This window comes from Rhizorhabdus sp. P4_G5 (assembly GCF_056401065.1).
In genome coordinates, this window is the sequence record NZ_JBFUKB010000007.1 from 50907 (window position 1) to 66203 (window position 15297).

14 protein-coding genes are annotated in these 15297 nt (G+C 65.4%); 13 read left to right on the top strand and 1 reads right to left on the bottom strand.

The window, feature by feature from the left end; translation table 11 throughout:
- Positions 1–19 precede the first annotated feature (19 nt).
- The 9 genes from AC1DQK_RS14035 (at position 20) to galE (ending at position 9294) form a co-directional block, all read left to right on the top strand.
- Entirely contained in the window at positions 20–487 is a 468-nt protein-coding gene (locus AC1DQK_RS14035; RefSeq protein ID WP_477871524.1) for a RidA family protein, read from the top strand.
- On the top strand, positions 465–1226 hold the full coding sequence (locus AC1DQK_RS14040) for a glycerophosphodiester phosphodiesterase family protein (protein WP_477871526.1): 762 nt from the start codon (positions 465–467) through the stop codon (positions 1224–1226). The genes AC1DQK_RS14035 and AC1DQK_RS14040 overlap by 23 nt, the downstream gene beginning before the upstream one ends.
- Before the next feature lie 4 nt (positions 1227–1230).
- Positions 1231–2364: a GNAT family N-acetyltransferase gene (locus AC1DQK_RS14045; protein WP_477871528.1), complete on the top strand. Its 1134-nt coding sequence runs from the start codon at positions 1231–1233 to the stop codon at positions 2362–2364.
- A 152-nt stretch (positions 2365–2516) separates the two neighbouring features.
- Entirely contained in the window at positions 2517–3626 is a 1110-nt protein-coding gene (locus AC1DQK_RS14050; RefSeq protein WP_477871530.1) for a sensor histidine kinase, read from the top strand.
- Positions 3623–4423, top strand: coding sequence for a LytR/AlgR family response regulator transcription factor (locus AC1DQK_RS14055; protein ID WP_477871532.1), 801 nt, complete (start codon positions 3623–3625; stop codon positions 4421–4423). Before AC1DQK_RS14050 ends, AC1DQK_RS14055 begins: the two co-directional genes overlap by 4 nt.
- Before the next feature lie 45 nt (positions 4424–4468).
- Positions 4469–5326 carry an HpcH/HpaI aldolase/citrate lyase family protein gene (locus AC1DQK_RS14060; protein ID WP_477871534.1) on the top strand — a complete coding sequence of 286 codons (858 nt, stop codon included), beginning with the start codon at positions 4469–4471 and terminating at the stop codon, positions 5324–5326.
- A 130-nt stretch (positions 5327–5456) separates the two neighbouring features.
- Positions 5457–7535, top strand: coding sequence for a PAS domain S-box protein (locus AC1DQK_RS14065; RefSeq protein ID WP_477871536.1), 2079 nt, complete (start codon positions 5457–5459; stop codon positions 7533–7535).
- A complete protein-coding gene (locus AC1DQK_RS14070) occupies positions 7532–8158 on the top strand; it encodes a response regulator transcription factor (protein ID WP_477871538.1) in 627 nt (208 codons plus the stop codon). Before AC1DQK_RS14065 ends, AC1DQK_RS14070 begins: the two co-directional genes overlap by 4 nt.
- A gap of 131 nt (positions 8159–8289) precedes the next feature.
- Positions 8290–9294: a UDP-glucose 4-epimerase GalE gene (gene galE, locus AC1DQK_RS14075; protein WP_477871540.1), complete on the top strand. Its 1005-nt coding sequence runs from the start codon at positions 8290–8292 to the stop codon at positions 9292–9294.
- 111 nt (positions 9295–9405) lie between these two features.
- On the opposite strand, the gene AC1DQK_RS14080 is transcribed toward galE, so the two are convergent.
- Positions 9406–10062: a glutathione S-transferase gene (locus tag AC1DQK_RS14080; RefSeq protein ID WP_477871542.1), complete on the bottom strand. Its 657-nt coding sequence runs from the start codon at positions 10060–10062 to the stop codon at positions 9406–9408.
- A gap of 133 nt (positions 10063–10195) precedes the next feature.
- On the opposite strand from AC1DQK_RS14080, the gene AC1DQK_RS14085 reads away from it, so the two are divergent.
- The 4 genes from AC1DQK_RS14085 (at position 10196) to AC1DQK_RS14100 (ending at position 15295) form a co-directional block, all read left to right on the top strand.
- Positions 10196–11413: a polyhydroxyalkanoate depolymerase gene (locus AC1DQK_RS14085; RefSeq protein ID WP_477871544.1), complete on the top strand. Its 1218-nt coding sequence runs from the start codon at positions 10196–10198 to the stop codon at positions 11411–11413.
- A gap of 343 nt (positions 11414–11756) precedes the next feature.
- Complete coding sequence (locus tag AC1DQK_RS14090) at positions 11757–13727, top strand: OPT family oligopeptide transporter (protein WP_477871770.1); 1971 nt, start codon at positions 11757–11759, stop codon at positions 13725–13727.
- Positions 13728–13813: 86 nt separating this feature from the next.
- Positions 13814–14377, top strand: coding sequence for an elongation factor P (gene efp / locus AC1DQK_RS14095; RefSeq protein WP_477871546.1), 564 nt, complete (start codon positions 13814–13816; stop codon positions 14375–14377).
- A gap of 96 nt (positions 14378–14473) precedes the next feature.
- Positions 14474–15295 carry an inositol monophosphatase family protein gene (locus tag AC1DQK_RS14100; protein WP_477871548.1) on the top strand — a complete coding sequence of 274 codons (822 nt, stop codon included), beginning with the start codon at positions 14474–14476 and terminating at the stop codon, positions 15293–15295.
- The last annotated feature ends 2 nt before the right edge of the window (positions 15296–15297 follow it).

The window sequence follows — 15297 nt, forward strand, 5'->3', positions numbered from 1 at the left end:
CGTACAAGAAAGAAAGCGCATGAGCATCGACACACGCCTCGCCGAACTGAACATCGTCCTTCCGGCCCCGGCTGCGCCCGTTGCCGCCTATGTACCGGCGGTCGAGGCCGGCGGCCTGCTCCACATCTCCGGGCAGCTGCCGTTTCGCGAGGACGGGACGCTGATCCTCGGGCGGCTGGGCCAGGATGTCGACCTGTCCGCCGGTGCCGAGGCGGCCCGGCGCTGCGCGGTGATGCTGATCGCGCAGATCAAGGCGGCCCTGGGCGGTGATCTCTCGCGGGTCGTGCGGATCGTCAAGCTCGGCGCCTTCATCTCGTCGACCGCCGATTTCACCGAGCAGCCGAAGGTCGCCAATGGCGCTTCCGAGCTGATGCAGGCGGTGTTCGGCGAGGCCGGGCGCCACGCCCGCAGCGCCGTCGGGGTGCCGGTGCTGCCACTCGGCGCTGCCGTGGAGATCGACGCGATTGTCGCTGTTCGGCCTCTTTGATCGCTGGCGCTTCCCGGTTCCCGACGCGCGCCGCGTCGGCTACCTGACCCGCACGCCCTTTGCCAATCGCGGGCTGCACGGCAGCCGGCTCGCGGAGAATAGCCGGGCGGCGGTGCAGGCCGCGGTCGAGCATGGCTATGGCGTCAAGATCGATGTCCAGTTCAGCCTCGACGGGCTTGCCCATGTCTTCCGGGATTCCACCCTCGATCGCATGACCGCCGAGAGCGGGCAGGTCCGCCACCTGTCCAGCAAGCAGCTGTCGCAGATCAGGCTCAACGGCACCGAGGAAACCATCCCCAAGCTCGACGAGATCCTTGCGGTGGTGGCGGGCCGCACCCCGGTCATCGTCGAGCTGCGCGCCGTCGAAGGCCATGTTTCGCAGCTGTGCGTTGCCGTGCGTCACGCGATCGAAGGCTATCGCGGCGAGGCCGCGGTGATGTCGCTCCATGGCGAGGTGCCGCGCTGGTTCGCATCGCATGGCAGCCGGATCACGCGCGGGCTGATGCTGTCGGACAGCAGCGAATATGCCAAGGAGGAGGGCGCCGAGAAGATCAAGGCGCTGTGGCGGGCGCGGCCCGAGTTCCTGGCGATCGATGTCGAGGACCTGCCCACTCGCTTCGCGCTGCGCCAGCGCAAGCGCGGCATCCCGATCCTGGCCTGGACGGTGAGCTCGGCCGAGCAGCAGGCGGKGGCCGCCGACTCCACCGACCAGATCATCTTCGAGGCCCCGGGATGGTGACAGCATGGTAGAACACCTCACCGCCCGGATGGCGGAGGGGGTGGCCAGTTTCGATCGCGACGAATGGGATGCCTGCGCAGGCACCACCAACCCGTTCGTTTCGCATGATTTCCTGTCGGCGCTCGAAGTGTCGGGCAGTGCGGTCGCGCGCACCGGCTGGCAACCGGTGCCGATCGCGGTCGATGGCCTCGACGGCCGCCCGGCCGCGATCCTGCCGGCCTATGCCAAGAGCCACAGCCAGGGCGAATATGTGTTCGACCATGGCTGGGCCGATGCCTGGCACCGCGCCGGCGGCCAATATTATCCGAAATTGCAGATCGCCGTGCCGTTCAGCCCGGTGCCCGGCCCGCGCCTGCTGCTGCGCGATCCCGACCTTGCCCCGCTGCTGATCGCGGCGGCCGAGGCGGTGGTGCGCGACAACGACATGTCGTCCGCGCATGCCACCTTCGTCGAGCCCGCGCAGGTGCCGCTGTTCGAAGCGGCCGGCTGGCTGATCCGGGCCGACCGGCAGTTTCATTGGACCAATCGCGGCTATCGATGCTTCGATGATTTCCTCGCCCAGCTGTCGTCGCGCAAACGCAAGACGATCCGCAAGGAGCGCACCGCGGCGGTCGAAGGGCTCGAGATCGTCCATTTGAGCGGCGCCGCGCTCGAGGAGCGGCACTGGGACGCCTTCTGGCATTTCTATCAGGACACCGGCGCGCGCAAATGGGGGCGGCCCTATCTGACCCGATCCTTTTTCAGCCTGCTCGGCGAGCGGATGGCCGACCGGGTGCTGCTGATCATGGCGCTGCGCGCCGGCAGGCCGATCGCCGGCGCGCTCAACCTGATCGGCGCCGATGCGCTCTATGGCCGCAACTGGGGCGCGATCGAGGACGTGCCCTTCCTTCACTTCGAGCTATGCTATTATCAGGCGATCGAGGCTGCGATCGCGCGCGGGCTCCAGCGGGTCGAGGCCGGCGCTCAGGGCGAGCACAAGCTGGCCCGTGGCTATGAGCCGGTCGCAACCTGGTCGGCGCACTATATTCCCAATCCCAATTTCCGCCGCGCGGTCGCCGATTATCTCGAGCATGAGCGCCGCGCGATCGCGGCGAACATCGAAAACCTGGCGGATTTTATGCCCTTCCGGCGCGGGTAGAGCGGTTTCCGGGCAGATGGGATCGTCTCACGACTTGGAAATCGCGGTAAAACGACAATCTGGAGCGCTCGACCCGGTGCGACCGGGCCGAGAACCGCTCCAGGAGCGCGCGAGGCTAAACAAACGCGTCGGCATCGGCTATTTGGAGCAGGATGCTCATTCCTTTCCTCGGTGAAAAACCGTTCTTCGACGACAAGAATCACGCCTTCTGGGTACTCCAGTCGGCCGGCTGGACCGGTTATTTCGTGCTACGCTCCCTGGGCGGGCTGGCGAACAATATGGGCCTGCTGTTCGTCGTGCCCACCGCGCTGACCACCGCAACCGGCTATTCGCTCACGCTGTTGATGGCGTCGGCCTTCCGCCGGCTGATCAAGCTGAAGCCGATAGTAACCTGGACGGTTTCGATCCTGATCCTGGTGGTCGCGGCTGCGATTTTCTCGTCGATCGAGACCTGGGCGCACGCCACTTTCTACCGCCCGCAGGAAATGCCCGAGGGCATCCAGTTCTTCGGCGCGATCCTGCTCGATTTCTCGCTGCTCGCCGCCTGGTCGGCGCTCTATTACGGCATCAACTTCTACCTGCTGCTCGAACAGCAGAGCGACCGGGTGGTGCGGCTCGAGAGCCAGGCGTCTTCGGCGCAGCTGGCGATGCTGCGCTACCAGCTCAACCCCCATTTCCTGTTCAACACGCTGAACTCGATCTCCACGCTGGTGCTGCTCAAGGAAACCCAGCGCGCCAATGCGATGCTGTCGCGGCTCTCCTCCTTTCTGCGCTACACCCTCGCCAACGAGCCCGAGGGCACGGTGAGCCTGACCCAGGAGGTCGAGACGCTCAAGCTGTACCTCGAAATCGAGAAGATGCGCTTCGAGGACCGGCTGCGAGCGCATTTCGAGATCGATCCGGCGGCATCGGAGGTCCGGCTGCCGTCGCTGCTGCTTCAGCCGCTCGTCGAAAACGCCATAAAATACGCGGTGACGCCGCTCGAGGAAGGGGCGGACATCAGCGTTCAGGCCCGGGTGATGGGGGGCGATCATGAGCGCCGTGTGATCATCACCGTATCCGATACCGGCCCGGGGTTGACCGACGGTGCTGCACGCCCCACCTATTCAACAGGCGTCGGTTTGGCGAACATTCGCGACAGACTGGCGCAGGCCTATGGCACCGATCAACGATTTGAGGTCCAGACTGGCCGGGACGAAGGCTTCGGTGTCCTGATCGACATCCCCTTCCAGACCGCGAAACAGCGCAAGGATTTTGAATGACCATCCGAACCATTCTCGTCGATGACGAGCCGCTGGCCATCCAGGGCCTTCAACTGAGGCTTGCCCCCCACGAGGATGTCGAAATCATCGAAACCTGCCTGAATGGCCGGGAGGCCATCCGGGCGATCAAGACCCACAAGCCGGACCTCGTGTTCCTGGACATCCAGATGCCGGGATTCGACGGCTTTTCGGTGATCCAGGGCTTGATGGAAGTCGAACCGCCGCTGTTCGTCTTCGTCACCGCTTATCAGGACCACGCGATCCGCGCCTTCGAGGCGCAGGCGATGGACTATCTGCTGAAGCCGGTCGACGAGCAGCGCCTCGCCGACACGCTCGACCGGGTCCGCCAGCGGCTCGCCGAGAAGCGTGGCGTCGAGGAAGCCGGCCGACTCAAGGAGGTGCTGGCCGAAGTCGCCCCCGACGCGGCCGACAATTTCGTCGACGGCGACGACGCCCCGGCCTCGAATCGTTTCGAGAAGCTGATCAACATCAAGGATCGCGGCCAGATATTCCGTGTGGACGTCGATACCATCGAGCGGATCGATGCGGCGGGCGACTATATGTGCATCTATACCGGCGACAACACGCTGATCCTGCGCGAGACGATGAAGGACCTCGAGAAGCGCCTCGATCCACGCCGCTTCCAGCGCGTCCACCGGTCGACGATCGTCAATCTGGACCTGGTCCGGCAGGTCAAGCCGCACACCAACGGCGAATGCTTCCTGGTGCTCGATTCGGGTGCGCAGGTGAAGGTCAGCCGCTCTTATCGCGAGGTTGTCGCCCGCTTCGTCCATTGACTTCTTCCTGTCTCCCCGGAACGGGGTGAAACAGGAGACGCCACCATGACCTTTCGCCCGCGCCGTACCGCACTCTACATGCCCGCATCGAATCTGCGCGCGATCGAGAAGGCGCGCAGCCTGCCGTGCGACGTGGTCATCCTCGATCTCGAGGATTCGGTGGCGCCCGAGGCGAAGGAGCAGGCCCGCGCCAATGCGGTCGACGCCGTCCGAGCTGGCGGTTTCGGCAGCCGCGAGCTGGTGATACGGGTCAATGCGATCGATACGCCTTGGGGCGCAGCCGATATCGCGGCGGCCGGCGCATCGGGGGTAGATGCCGTGCTGGCGCCCAAGGTGGGCGATCCCGAGACGGTGAGACGCTATCATGCTGCGATGGCGGCCGCGGATGCGGGGATGGGTTTCTGGGCCATGATCGAAAGCGTGCGGGCGATCTTTCGGCTCGAGCCGATCGCCGAGGCCATGGCGGCGCGGCCGGGCTGCTTCGTGCTCGGCACCAATGATCTCGCCAAGGAGATGGGTGCCCGCCTCACCGTCGAGCGCACCCCCTTTCTGGGGATGATGGCGCAGGCCGTGGCGGCGGCGAAGGGTTACGGCCTCGCCGCGCTCGACAGCGTCTATAATGCTTTCGACGACGATGCGGGGCTGGAGCGGCAGTGCGCCGAGGCGAGGGACTATGGCTTCGACGGCAAGACGGTGATTCATCCGCGCCAGATCGACATCGCAAACCGCCTGTTCAGCCCTTCGGAGCAGGAGATCGCCTGGGCGGAGGCGGCAGTCGCCGGCTTCGACGATCCGGAAAACCGGTCGAAGGGCGCTATCCGCGTTGGCGGAGAAATGGTGGAGCGGCTGCACCTTGATCGGGCGCACGCCATTCTCGCGATGACGGCCGACCGGCTAGGCTAGGGCCAGAGCCGCTCAGCGTAAAGGCCGTAAATGTGCGACTTTGAGCACTTAATCAGCGATGCTACGCGTGCAGGGTAATTACCGCTGACACCCGGAAGGGAAGGACAGGCTGACGCGGGCCCAGAACTTCATGCATCGCGTGCAGGCGCGATTGGCTGTCGATCGCACGACCGTCGGCCTTTCGATGCTGCTTGCCGCCGTCGCCATAGCGGCGGTCGTCGAGGCGATATCCGTGTCGGGTCCTCCGGAAGCCGCAGCGCATCGTGCGTTGGTCGGGGTGCTTGTCGTGGCAGGCGGATCGGCGGCGGCTGCGCTGACCTGGCTGTGGCGGACGCGGCCCGGTGCCCGGCTGCTGCTGGCGCGCCGGGAACTGGTGCAGGCGGTGGAATTCGCGGCGGTGATGGTGGTCGACGAGCAGGACGTGATCCGGCACTGGTCGCGGGGATGCGAGGAGCTCTTCGGCTGGAGCGCCGAGGAAGCGGAGGGCCAATCCCCCCGGGTGCTGCTGAACAGCCGGACTGTCGAGGAGGAGTCGGAACTCTGGCGACAGCTCAGAAGAGAGGGGCGCTGCGACCTCGACGCGGTCCACCGCCATCGCGACGGACGCGAGCTCATCATCCATCATGCCGTCAAGTTGTTCGACCATCCCGACGGCCGCTTTTCGGCCGTGAACGCGCTGACCGACGTGACCGAATGGCGCCGGGCGGAAGCCGCATTGCGGCTCAGCGAGGCACGGCTCGCCACCGCCGTCTCGGTCCAGGGAATCTTCATCTATGAGATCGACCTGATCACGGGGGAGACGATCTGGACGACCGATGGCGCGTTTTTCGGAGGGGCGTCGAATTCGCATCGCGGACCCGGCGAGAGTTTCCTGTGGGGCGCGGAGAGCAACGCGCTGGTTCGTGAGATCGTCGACGATGCGATCGCAGGAGGCCAGGATCGTGCCCATTTCGACTTCGAATTTCCTTATCCCGATGGCAGCCAGCGACTCGCCGAAGGCTGGGCGCGAATCATTCGCGATGACGACGGCCGGGCGGTGCGGCTGCTCGGCACCCACCTCGACGTGACCGAGCGCCGTGCGCGCGAGCGGGCGCTGCGCGCCGGCGAGGCCGAGCGGCGCGCGATCCTGGCAACAGTGCCCGACGCGATGTTCGTGTGCAGCGAGCACGGCGTGATCCGTGCCTGCAGCACGACGGCCTGCCAGTTGTTCGGCTATCAGGAAGCCAAGTTGCTCGGCCGCAACCTGCTTGACCTGATCGAAGACGGACGAGGCGACGAGACCATGTGCTGCGAGATGCTCCATGCCGTGAACGAGGACGGCGAAGCGGTCTGGCCGCGGCCCCTCAACGTCCGTCGCGCCGATGGCGAGCTCGTTCCGACTTCGTTCCTGATCGGTGACGCGACGGTGGAGGGAACCCGCATGTACGTCATCATCGGGCGGGACATGCGGGCTACGATCGCTTCGGAGGAGCGGTTTCACCGCCTCAGCAACGATCTCGCCCAGGTTTCCCGTCTGGGCATGATGGGTGAGATGGCGGCCGCGCTCGCCCATGAACTCAGCCAGCCACTCTCGGCAATCGTCAATTTCCTGGGGGCTGCCGACCTGATGCTCGATGCCGACCCCCGTGCCGATGTGCAGCGCCTGCGCAGCGCGCTCAGTTCAGCCGGCGGCCAGGCGGCGCGCGCGGGCGAGATCATCCGGCGTTTGCGCGCCTTCATCCTGCGGGGAGAGGCAGACATGCGCGCCGAGCGGCTGGCCAGCCTGGTGCGGGAGGCGGCAACACTGGCGCTGTTCAATACAAGCAGCTTTGGCGTCCGCCTCTCCTACGACTTCGAGCATGAGCATCGGCTGGTGCTGGGCGATCGTATCCAGATCCAGCAGGTGCTCGTCAATTTGATAAGAAATGCCGCCGATGCGATGGCGGCGCATGGCGGCGAGCGACGCGACCTGACGATTTCCACGACAATGGCGAGAGACAATCTGATCGAGATAGTGGTGCGCGATTCGGGACCGGGCATCGCCCCGGAGATGCTCGAACGGCTGTTCAGCCCCTTTGCAACCACCAAGCGCGAAGGGCTCGGCTTCGGCCTCGCCATTTCGCGCCGGATCGTCGAGGCGCATGGCGGCCAGTTGTCCGCCGAGCCCGCACCGGACGGTGGTGCGATCTTTCGCTTCACCTTGCCGGTGATGGAGGAGGTGCCGGCATGATGGCGCGTCATATCTACATCGTCGACGACGACGACGCCCTCCGCCACTCGGTCGAGGTGCTGCTCGATGTCGCCGGCGGCTTCGCGACCGCCTCCTTTGCGTCGGGGGAGGCCTTCCTCGATCGCGTTCCCTATGTCGAGGCCGGCTGCGTACTGCTCGATCTCAACATGCCGGGGCTCGACGGGCTCGAGGTCCTGCGCCGGCTGCAGCAGATCGACGACCGGTTCGAGACCATCCTGCTGACGGGCCAGGGCGATATCGGGGTGGCGGTCGAGGCGATGAAGGCGGGCGCGATGGATTTCATCGAGAAGCCGTATGACAATCGCATGCTCCTTACGGCGCTAGACAATGGCTTCGCCCGGATCGAGGACCGTGAGCGGGAAGCGAATGCGATCCAGGAGGCGCGGGAGCATATCGAGCGGCTCACGCCGCGCGAGCGCGACGTGCTGCTCGGCCTGATCGATGGCAAGGCCAATAAGATCATCGCCTATGAACTCGATATTTCGCCGCGAACCGTCGAGATCTACCGGGCGAACCTGATGGACAAGCTTGGCGTGCGCAGCGTCGCGGAAGCGGTTCGCATTGCCTTTGCGGCGGGGCTGGTGCCGGTTTTCCGCCGCTGACGATCGGTCTCGCGCCGCAGAAATGGCGGCGGAACAAAGGGTCCGACTTGCTGTTGGGGCATCCAGGGCTTGCCAACTGCTCGCTGCGCCGCAACATCGTTCCATCCGCCGTTTCTGGAGACCATGCGCTCATGTCTTCTTCGTCAAAACCCTTCGCTGTTCTCGTCACCGGCGGTGCCGGTTATATCGGCAGCCATGCCGTGCTCGCGCTGCTCGATGCGGGGTGGCGGGTGTCGGTCATCGACAATCTCGTCACCGGCTTCCAATGGGCCGTCGATCCCCGCGCACGCTTCCACGAAGGCGACATCGCCGACGAGACACTGCTGGCCCGCATTATCGCCGAAGACCGCATCGGCGCGATCCTGCATTTCGCGGGATCTGTGGTGGTGCCCGAATCGGTCGAGGACCCGCTCAAATATTACCACAACAACACTGCCAACAGCCGCTCGCTGATCGACAGCGCGGTGCGCGGCGGGGTACGCCATTTCATCTTCTCGTCGACCGCGGCGACCTATGGCATCCCCGACGAGATTCCGGTGCGCGAGGATATGCCGACCTCGCCGATCAACCCCTATGGCATGTCCAAGCTGATGACCGAGGTGATGCTGCGCGATGTCGCCGCCGCCCATCCGATCAACTATTGTGCGCTGCGCTATTTCAATGTCGCCGGCGCCGATCCGCAGGGCCGCACCGGCCAGTCCACCGCAGGCGCCACGCACCTGATCAAGGTCGCGGTCGAAGCGGCGACCGGCAAGCGCGCGGAGGTGGCGATCTTCGGCACCGACTATGCGACGCCCGACGGCACCGGGGTGCGTGACTATATCCATGTCTCCGATCTGGCCGACGCGCATCTCCACGCGCTCGACACGCTGATTGCCGCACCGGATAGCAGCCACGTGATGAACTGCGGCTATGGCCGCGGCTTTTCCGTGCTTGAAGTGCTCGATTCGGTCGATCGTGTGACCAACCAGACCATCGTCCGTCGCATGGAACCGCGCCGCGCCGGCGATCCCGATGCGCTCGTCGCCGACAACGGCAGGATTCTGGCGACGACTCCATGGCGGCCGAAACTCGACGACCTCGACACCATCGTGGCGCACGCGCTGGCATGGGAGCGCAGGCTGGCGGAGCGTTAGGGAAATGATCCCTCAAAAGCCGGACGCAGGCATACGCCCCGCTTGGCTTCGCACTAATAAGGCGCGGCTGCCATTCGGCAGCTTCCGGATACGCCCGATCCGAACGACGCGTCAGAATTCCGCGTCAAGCTCCTCGACTTCCTCCGGCTCGGCCAACGCCGCCTTGGTCCATTCCCGCATCAGCGGCCACTCGCCGATCGTGGCGCAATAGCTCCGGCAGACGGGATCGAGCGGGATTGCATAAGAGATGAAGCGGGTGGCGACCGGCGCGAACATCGCGTCGGCGACGCAGGGCTTATTGCCGAACAGCCAGGGTCCGCCATAGCGCTGGATACAGTCCCGCCAGATCGCCTGGATCCGCTCGATATCGGGGCGCGCGCCGGCGAACAGGCGGAAGCTGTCGTGGCGCGCCCGCAGGTTCATGGGCAAGGCGGAGCGAAGATTCTGGAATCCCGAGTGGATTTCTCCGGAGACCGAGCGGCAGTGGGCGCGGGCAAGCTTGTCCGCCGGATACAGGCCTGCGTCGGGAAAGCTCTCATGGAGATATTCGGCGATCGCCAGCGTGTCCCATATGCTGGCCCCTTCATGGGTCAGCCGCGGCACCAGCACGGAGGGCGAGAGCAGCAGCAGTTCGGCGCGTTGCCCGGGCGCGTCGATCGGCACGGCCTCCTCAACGAGTTCGAGGCCCGCCAGCTTGCACAGAAGCCAGCCGCGCAGCGACCAGGATGAGTAGTTTCGGCTCGAAATCGTCAGGATCGCTTCGGGCATCGATGTCCCCCTTCGGCACGATCATGACATTAATTCATTGAAAGCGTCAAAATTTTATGGCGGTGCAGCATAAGGTCGTTAACGTATGTAAGTTGAGCAGATGGCCTACTGCTGCTCGGGGGACAATGCGGTCATGCTGTACCAGTTTTACCAGACCATGACCGACATGAGCGAGCCGTTCCGCATGTTCGCAAGCGCGGGGCTCAGCGCCCGGCCGCTGTTCGGGCAGTTGGGCAAGCAGCCGCTCGCCAACAGCATGTTCGCGGCGCTCGATATGGTCGCTCACACCAAGCTCATCGCCGAGCGGCCGGCCTATCGAATTCACACTGCGCTGTCAGGTAACAGCGAGGTGGCGGTGCGCGAGGAACTGATCGCCGCTACGCCGTTCGCCGACCTGCTCCATTTCGCCAAGGATGAAGCTTCGGTCGTCCAGCCCAAGATCCTGCTGGTCGCGCCGATCTCCGGCCACTTCGCGACCTTGCTTCGCAACACGGTGCAGACCCTGCTGCGCGACCATGACGTCTATATCACCGACTGGAAGAACGCTCGCGACATACCACTAGCCGCCGGCCGCTTCGGGTTCGACGATTATGTCGATCACGTCATCCACTTCCTCGAGCAGATCGGCCCACCCGTCCACATGGTCGCAGTGTGCCAGCCCTGTGTGCCGGCGCTTGCCGCCGTCGCGCTGATGTCGAAGAGGGATAACCCGGCAACGCCGCTCAGCCTGACCCTGATGGGTGGGCCGGTCGACGTGCGGATCAATCCCACGGTGGTGAATGATCTGGCCAATCAGCATGATTTCGAATGGTTCGAGCAGAATGTCATCTCCTCGGTGCCGTGGCGCTATGATGGGCGAGCGCGGCGGGTCTATCCGGGTTTCCTCCAACTGACCGCCTTCATGGCGATGAACGCGGCGCGCCACCAGGAACAGCACCGTGCGCTCTACCAGCATCTGGCCGACGGCGAGGAGGAGCAGGCCAGGATGATCCGCGATTTCTACGACGAATATTTCGCGGTGCTCGACCTGACCGCCGAATTCTATCTCGAGACGATCGACCGGGTGTTCCAGCGCGCGTTGCTGGCCAAGGGCGAACTGGACTATCGCGGAGAGCGGGTCGACTGCGCCGCCATCAAGCGCACCGCGCTGCTCACCGTCGAAGGCGAACGCGACGATATCTGCGCGGTTGGACAGACCGCGGCGGCGCATGATCTGTGCTCGGGACTGAGGCCGCACATGAAGCGCCACTATCTCCAGGCCGGCGTCGGCCATTATGGCGTGTTCAGCGGGCGCAAGTGGGACAATCAGATCTACCCGCAAGTCAGGAACTTCATCCTCGGCGCGAGCTGAGTTCCCCGATCCAGACGCCATTCCCCACGCCCGCCCGCTTCCCCTCAAGAACCGGCAAAAAAAGGGGCCGGTCCACTGGGGGCCGGCCCTTAAAGTTTTAGGAGAGGATGCCTGAAAGGCCCATTCTTTGTGCAAGTGCGAACAAAAAAACGCAAGGGGAAAAACGACGTCTCGCATGAAAAAATATCAATGCATTGAGAACGAACGATATTTTATATTCAGCTGTGTAAGCCCGCTGCAACTGCGTTCTGTCTCTCTCGCACTTGCAAGATCGATTATGTGATGGATTGCCAGAGTCGGCCCCGAGGACCAAGCTGGCAGCTTGGCGGCGAGGGATAAGGAAATGTCGGAAAACCGCGGAATCGGCGTGGGTGCCCGCGAACTGACCCTGCGCGGGCTGCTGCTCGGTGCGCTGATCACCATCGTCTTCACCTCGGCCAACGTCTATCTGGGACTTAAGGTCGGCCTCACCTTCGCGACGTCGATTCCCGCTGCGGTGATCTCCATGGCGATCCTGCGACTCGTGCGCACCAGCAACATCTTCGAAAACAACATCGTGCAGACGGTGGCGTCGGCGGCCGGCTGCATAGCCTCGATCATCTTCGTGCTGCCGGGCCTCGTCATGGTCGGCTGGTGGCAGGGCTTCCCCTTCTGGCAGAGCTTCCTGCTGTGCGCGTCGGGCGGGATGATGGGCGTGGTGCTGTCGGTGCCGCTGCGCCGGGCACTGGTGACCGGATCGGACCTGCCCTATCCCGAGGGCGTTGCTGCCGCGGAAGTGCTGCGCGTCGGCACCGGGACGCGCGAGGGGGCCGCCGAAGCGGGGGCGGGGCTCAGGATCATCCTCGCGGGCTCGGTCGCCTCGATGGGGTTCGCGCTGCTTGCGGCAACCCGTCTGGTGGCCGCCGAGGCATCGACCTGGTTTCGCATCGGCACCAGCTATGCCGCCACCGGGTTGTGGACGTCGTTGTCCTTCGCGCTGCTTGGCGCGGGACATCTGGTCGGACTGTCGGTGGGGCTGGCGATGGGGCTCGGCCTGGTCATCGCCTTCGGCATCGCGACGCCGATCCTGAGCGCGCTGGCGGCGATGCCCGGACCGGCCGAGGCGGCGGCCTTGTCGGTGTTCGGCAGCGACGTGCGCTTCCTGGGCGCGGGCGTGATCGGTGCCGCGGCGATCTGGACGATGGGCAAGCTGGCGCGTCCGCTATGGCGCGGCATGGCCGGCGCGATGGCGGCCTCGAAGGCGCGCAAGGCGTCCGCCGAACTGCTGCCGGTCGAGGAACGCGACATCCCGGTCGGATGGCTTGCGCTGATCGTCGTGGCGATGGCGCCGCCGATCATCGGTCTGCTGTGGTATTTCGCCGGCGAAGGCCCGCTCGCCGGTTTCGCGCTGCCGCTGTCGCTCGGCTTCTATGTCTATGTGCTGGCGATGGGGGCGTTCGTGGCCGCGATCTGCGGTTACATGGCCGGCCTGATCGGATCGTCGAACAGTCCGGTATCGGGGTTGGGGATCCTCGCGGTGCTGGGATCGGCGCTGCTGCTGGCGGTGGCGGTCAAGCCGCTCGCCGGCTCGGGCGCGGGGCCGCAGCTGGTCGCCTTCGCGCTGTTCGTCACCGGGCTGGTGCTCGCCTGCGCGGTGATCGCCAACGACAATCTCCAGGATCTCAAGACCGGGCAATTGATCGGCGCCACGCCGTGGAAGCAGCAGGTCGCGCTGATGGTCGGCGTGCTGGCCGGATCTGCGGTGATCCCGCCGATTCTCGACCTGCTCAACGCCGCCTATGGTTTCGCGCCACTGCCGGGCACCGGCCTGCCGACGCCCCAGGCGCCGCTGCCCGCCCCGCAGGCGACGCTGATCGCGACGCTGGCGCGCGGCATATTGGGCGAGGGGCTCGACTGGCGGATGATCTTCATAGGGGCCGGGGTCGGACTGCTGCTGGTCGCGCTCGATGCCTGGCTGGGTCGGCGCGGCTGGCTGCGGCTGCCGCCACTCGCGGTCGGCATCGGCATCTACCTGCCGATGTCGGCGACGCTGCCGGTCGTGATCGGTGCGGTGATCGGCTATTATTACGATCGCCGCCGCGATCCGGTATCGCAGCGCATGGGCGTGCTGCTCGCCTCGGGCTTCATCGTCGGCGAGAGCCTGTTCGGCGTGCTGCTCGCAGGCCTTATCGTCGCGACCGGCAGCGGAGCCCCGCTCGCGCTGATCGGCGAAGGGCATGAGGGCGCGGCGATGGCGGCCGGCACCGCGCTGGTGATCGCAATGCTGGTCTGGCTGTACCGCTGGACGGCCAGGACGGCGGCCGAGGTCGGATAGCCGTCGCCGGGCGAGATTGCCAATTCGGCCCGGTGCCGCTATGGCCCGCGCCGGCTCTTTCAAATCCTCATCTCCAGGTGACACCCATGAAGATCAGCGGCGTGGACATCCGTCCCGGCAATATCATCGAATATGAAGGCGGCATCTGGCGCGCGGTCAAGATCCAGCACACCCAGCCCGGCAAGGGCGGCGCCTATATGCAGGTCGAGCTGAAGAACCTGATCGACGGACGCAAGAACAATGTCCGTTTCCGCTCGGCCGAGAGCGTCGAGCGTGTCCGCCTCGACACCACCGATTTCCAGTTCCTGTTCGCCGATGGCGAGTCCCTGACCTTCATGGACAAGGCGACCTACGAGCAGATCACCCTGCCGCGCGACCTGCTGGGCGATGCCGCCGCCTTCCTGCAGGACGGCATGGACGTGGTGATGGAGCTTTACGACGAGCGCCCGATCTCGGTGCAGCTGCCCGATACCGTCGAGGCGACCGTGGTCGAGGCCGACGCCGTGGTGAAGGGCCAGACCGCATCGTCGAGCTACAAGCCCGCGATCCTCGACAATGGCGTGCGCGTCATGGTGCCGCCGTTCATCGGCTCGGGCACCCGGATCGTCGTCGACGTCTACAGCCAGGAATATGTCCGCCGCGCCGAATAATCAGCGTCGAACGAAGCCGTTCGTCCCGAGCGTAGTCGAGGGACGTTGGCAGGCAGAACGTGTCTCGACTTCGCTCGACACGAACGGAGATGTACTTTGGTAGCCCATTCAGGTCTCATCACCGTCATGGACCGCGCGGCGCGCAAGGCTGCGCCGCGGCTGCGGCGCGACTTCAACGAGGTCCAGCAACTCCAGGTGAGCCGCAAGGGGCCCGCGGACTTCGTGTCGATGGCCGACCGGCGCGCCGAGGAGACCCTCTATGAGGAGCTCAAGCGGGCCCGGCCCGACTGGGGTTTCGTGATGGAGGAGGCCGGCATCGTCGAAGGCGATCCGTCGAAGCCGCGCTGGATCGTCGATCCGCTCGACGGCACCTCGAACTTCCTCCACGGCCTGCCCCACTTCGCGATCTCGATCGCGGTGGAGGAGCCGCGCACCGGCCAGGTTCGCGGCGAGGTGACGCAGGGGCTGATCTACCAGCCGCTCACCGACGAGAGCTTCTGGGCCGAAAAGGGCCGCGGCGCCTGGTTGCAGGACCGCCGGCTGCGCGTGTCGGCGCGGCGCGACCTCAGCGAGGCGCTGGTCGCGACCGGCATTCCCTTCCTCGGCCATGGCGATATCCGCGAATGGACCTCGATCTTCGCTTCGGTCGCGCCGGAAGTGGCGGGCATCCGCCGTTTCGGCTCGGCGGCGCTCGATCTCGCCTGGGTCGCGGCGGGGCGCTACGACGCCTTCTGGGAGGCAGACCTGCAGATCTGGGACGTGGCGGCGGGAATATTGCTGGTGCGCGAGGCCGGCGGTTTCGTCAGCGATTTCCGCGGCGGCGATCGGATGCACGAACGCAACGAATATCTCGCGACCAATGACGGGCTTGCGACCAAGCTGCACAAGCTGGTGGCGCAGGGGGTGAAGGGGCTTTGATC

Bases quoted from the DNA above. Each gene is read 5' to 3' on its own strand.
- AC1DQK_RS14055 (WP_477871532.1), top strand. From the start codon at position 3,623: ATGACCATCCGAACCATTCTCGTCGATGACGAGCCGCTGGCCATCCAG.
- AC1DQK_RS14090 (WP_477871770.1), top strand. From the start codon at position 11,757: ATGTCGGAAAACCGCGGAATCGGCGTGGGTGCCCGCGAACTGACCCTG.
- AC1DQK_RS14080 (WP_477871542.1), bottom strand. From the start codon at position 10,062: ATGCCCGAAGCGATCCTGACGATTTCGAGCCGAAACTACTCATCCTGG.
- AC1DQK_RS14035 (WP_477871524.1), top strand. From the start codon at position 20: ATGAGCATCGACACACGCCTCGCCGAACTGAACATCGTCCTTCCGGCC.
- AC1DQK_RS14070 (WP_477871538.1), top strand. From the start codon at position 7,532: ATGATGGCGCGTCATATCTACATCGTCGACGACGACGACGCCCTCCGC.
- AC1DQK_RS14060 (WP_477871534.1), top strand. From the start codon at position 4,469: ATGACCTTTCGCCCGCGCCGTACCGCACTCTACATGCCCGCATCGAAT.
- galE (WP_477871540.1), top strand. From the start codon at position 8,290: ATGTCTTCTTCGTCAAAACCCTTCGCTGTTCTCGTCACCGGCGGTGCC.
- AC1DQK_RS14045 (WP_477871528.1), top strand. From the start codon at position 1,231: ATGGTAGAACACCTCACCGCCCGGATGGCGGAGGGGGTGGCCAGTTTC.
- efp (WP_477871546.1), top strand. From the start codon at position 13,814: ATGAAGATCAGCGGCGTGGACATCCGTCCCGGCAATATCATCGAATAT.
- AC1DQK_RS14085 (WP_477871544.1), top strand. From the start codon at position 10,196: ATGCTGTACCAGTTTTACCAGACCATGACCGACATGAGCGAGCCGTTC.
- AC1DQK_RS14065 (WP_477871536.1), top strand. From the start codon at position 5,457: ATGCATCGCGTGCAGGCGCGATTGGCTGTCGATCGCACGACCGTCGGC.
- AC1DQK_RS14050 (WP_477871530.1), top strand. From the start codon at position 2,517: ATGCTCATTCCTTTCCTCGGTGAAAAACCGTTCTTCGACGACAAGAAT.